This is a genomic window from Actinacidiphila bryophytorum (assembly GCF_016916835.1).
GTDB lineage: Bacteria > Actinomycetota > Actinomycetes > Streptomycetales > Streptomycetaceae > Actinacidiphila > Actinacidiphila bryophytorum.
On record NZ_JAFFIX010000057.1, the window covers coordinates 1 to 2,863 of the forward strand.

Below are 2,863 nucleotides of genomic sequence, written 5' to 3' on the forward strand. Positions count from 1 at the left end.
CGCCTGCGTCCACGTGAGCAGGTGCACGGGAATCACGGTGTGGGGCATCCGCGACAGCGACTCCTGGCGCTCCGGCGACAACCCCCTGCTCTTCGACAGCAACGGCAATCCGAAGTCCGCCTACACCGCGGTGCTGAACGCCCTCAACGCGGCGACCGGGACCGCGACCGGCGGCACCACCGACGGCGGGACCACCAACGGCGGGACCACGAACGGTGGGACGACCGACGGCGGCACCACGAACGGTGGGACCACGAACGGCGGTACGACGGACGGCGGCACCGGCGGCGGCGCGTGCACGGCCACCTACACCACGGTGAACAGCTGGTCCGGCGGCTTCCAGGGAGAGGTGAAGGTCACCGCCGGCAGCTCCGCGATCAACGGCTGGACCGTCACATGGACGCAGTCCAGCGGGCAGAGCATCACCCAGGTGTGGAACGGCACGCTGGCCTCGACCGGCAGTTCCACCGTGAAGGTGAGCAACGTCTCCTACAACGGATCGGTCCAGCCCTCGGCGTCCACCACCTTCGGCTTCCTCGCCAACGGCTCCCCGTCCACCCCGACCCTCACCTGCACGAGCCCGTGAGGGCTGTCCCGCACTGAGCGCTGACACATGGGAGCGCTCAGCGCCCGGCACCGCCCCCCGACCCGCTCGGGGGGCGGCCGCCGTCGCCATCGCGGTGACGGGCCGGCGGGCCGCGGCCACCCGGGTCGGCGTTCATCGTCGCGCCGACCCGTCCGAAGCGCCGGGGGTCCACCGCACCGGATGCGCGGCGCGGACGGCGCGCGGCCCGGCACCGAGTTCCTTTCTGCACGCCTTGTTGAAGGCCTGGAGGTCGGGGATGCCGACAGAGGCCGCGATCGCCGGGATGGACATCGTGGTGGCGAGCAGGAAGTGACGCGCCCGCTCCATCCGCCGGGCACGGATGTAACCGACGACCGTCTCCCCGGTCGCCGAACGGAACAGCCGGGTCAGGTGGTTGTGCGAGATGCCGACGGCCCGGGCGATCTCCGGCACCGTCAGCGGTTCCGCCAGCCGTGCCTCGATCAGGGCCGCCGCGGCGGCCACCGCCGGGTGGCCCGGCCGCCCGCTGCTCGGCGGCCCGCCCGCGCTCCGCCGGCCGGCCAGTTCTACAACCCGCCACAGCGCCGCCCACACCTCCGCCGTGGCACGGGCCGGGGTGTGCGGCCAGGCGTTGAGCGCCTGCAGCAGCTGGGCCTCCAGCGCGGCGGCCTCGTGACCCGCGTCCTGGATCACCGGCAGGCTCCTGGGAGTTCCCCTCGCCGCCAGCCGCAGGTGCACGTAGAGGTGCTCGGAGCGGCCCCGGTAGACGTACCGGCTCTTGGTGCCCGGGGGGATCAGGCTGATCCGGCCCGGGCGGATCGTGTGCCGGGTACCCGCCACCGCGAGGTCGGCGTCGTAGCCGTAGAGGTGGAACTGCCACAGTTCGGGGAGTTCGAACTCGTCCACCCGGCCGGCGGGCCCGTGGATGCCGATGCCGACCGCCGCGAGTGCGGGCGGCTCGTCGAGCCGGGCGAGGACCGTGTGCATGAGCCCCTTGTGTACCACGGCGGCCGAGGGGCCGCGCCCCGTACCGCCGGCTTCGCACCTCTCCGGCAGGGTGAGAATCGACCAGTGATGGGTGAACCCGGCCCACGCGGTGGGCGGGAATCGTCCCTAGCGTTGCCCCCATGGACAACGACAGGCCGATACTGCTCAGCTCCGTGCAGATGGCGCGCTTCGTGGCGCGCGGCTCGCTGCGCCTGGACGCGGTCGTCCCGGCGGCGATGAACGCCGAGGCGATGACCGTGCTGGCGCAAGGAGTGCCGGACATCCCGTACGGAGTGCCGCTGTCGGCGGCCTACGAGCAGGGGTCCTTCCCGCGCCGACTACTCGGGCTCCCGGAGGTGGCGGGGGCCTTGCGCAGCCTGGTCGGCCCGGAGCCGGCGGTGGACCACCACGCGGTGCACATCCGGGAGCCGCACGGAGGGGAGGCCCAGGCGCTGCACGCGGACGCCATCATCGACGTCCGGGCGCACGCCTTCGACGTGCAGCTGATGTACTACCCGCAGGATGTGACGCTGGACATGGGCGGCACCCTCAGCATCCCCGGCAGCCACCTGCGCAGGACCAACGAGACCGACACCGGCCGCTACCAGAACCTGCGGGGCCAGGACCGGCTGGTCTGCCCGGCCGGCACCGTGGTGTTTCTGCACCATGGCATCTGGCACGGCGGTCGGCGCAACGACAGCGACGAGACCCGCTACATGTTCAAGATCCGCTTCAACCCGGCCGTCCGCCAGCGGCTCCTGTGGGACACCTCGGACCTGCGCGACCCGCAGGTCGCCGCCGAGCTGGGGGCGGTGTTCCCCTGGTACGAGCAGGCGACGGCCCGGCTGGAGGTCTACAACCGCGTCCTGCTGTGGCGGGCGCTGACCGGCGACGACGGCTTCGACCTCGACCACTGGGTGACCAGGGTCGCGAACCGCCCCCAGGAGGCCGCCGTATGACGAACGACCCGGCCACCGCGCCCGCCGCCCCGGTCCTGCGCCAGCAGGTGCTGGTGCTCTACCTCGGGAACTCGGCTCTCGACGCGCCTGTCGTCGGCTGGTCGCTCTACGACGGCACCGGCCGCACCTCACCGACCACGGGCGACAGCGACGAGCCCCCCTACGCAACGGGCGTCGACGCGCTCCGGGACGGCTGGCGGCTGTTCCAGGCCGCCCAGCTCGTCCCGCCCTACCCGGGGCACGAGTACGACGTCTCCTTCCTCAAGCACGAGTTCTTCTTCGAGAAGATCACCGACACCCGCGCCTGACGCACGCAGTGGGCGCACCCCGTCGGGATGCGCCCACTTCTGGC

At 72.5% G+C, this 2,863-nt stretch carries 4 protein-coding genes; 3 read left to right on the top strand and 1 reads right to left on the bottom strand.

Annotated features, from left to right (window positions below; genetic code table 11):
- A partial coding sequence (locus JT723_RS34515) for a cellulose binding domain-containing protein (RefSeq protein WP_205048857.1) occupies window positions 1-586 on the top strand: 586 nt, incomplete at its 5' end.
- Window positions 587-718: 132 nt separating this feature from the next.
- Here the strand turns inward: JT723_RS34515 and JT723_RS34520 are convergent.
- Window positions 719-1,552: a helix-turn-helix transcriptional regulator gene (locus JT723_RS34520; RefSeq protein ID WP_205048858.1), complete on the bottom strand. Its 834-nt coding sequence runs from the start codon at window positions 1,550-1,552 to the stop codon at window positions 719-721.
- Window positions 1,553-1,692: 140 nt separating this feature from the next.
- Between JT723_RS34520 and JT723_RS34525 the strand changes: the two genes are divergently transcribed.
- Both JT723_RS34525 and JT723_RS34530 read left to right on the top strand, forming a co-directional pair.
- Entirely contained in the window at window positions 1,693-2,511 is an 819-nt protein-coding gene (locus tag JT723_RS34525) for a phytanoyl-CoA dioxygenase family protein (protein ID WP_205048859.1), read from the top strand.
- Between the two features lie 35 nt (window positions 2,512-2,546).
- The gene (locus JT723_RS34530) at window positions 2,547-2,819 is read left to right on the top strand and encodes a hypothetical protein (RefSeq protein WP_205048860.1); all 273 of its coding nucleotides are present in this window, start codon (window positions 2,547-2,549) and stop codon (window positions 2,817-2,819) included.
- The last annotated feature ends 44 nt before the right edge of the window (window positions 2,820-2,863 follow it).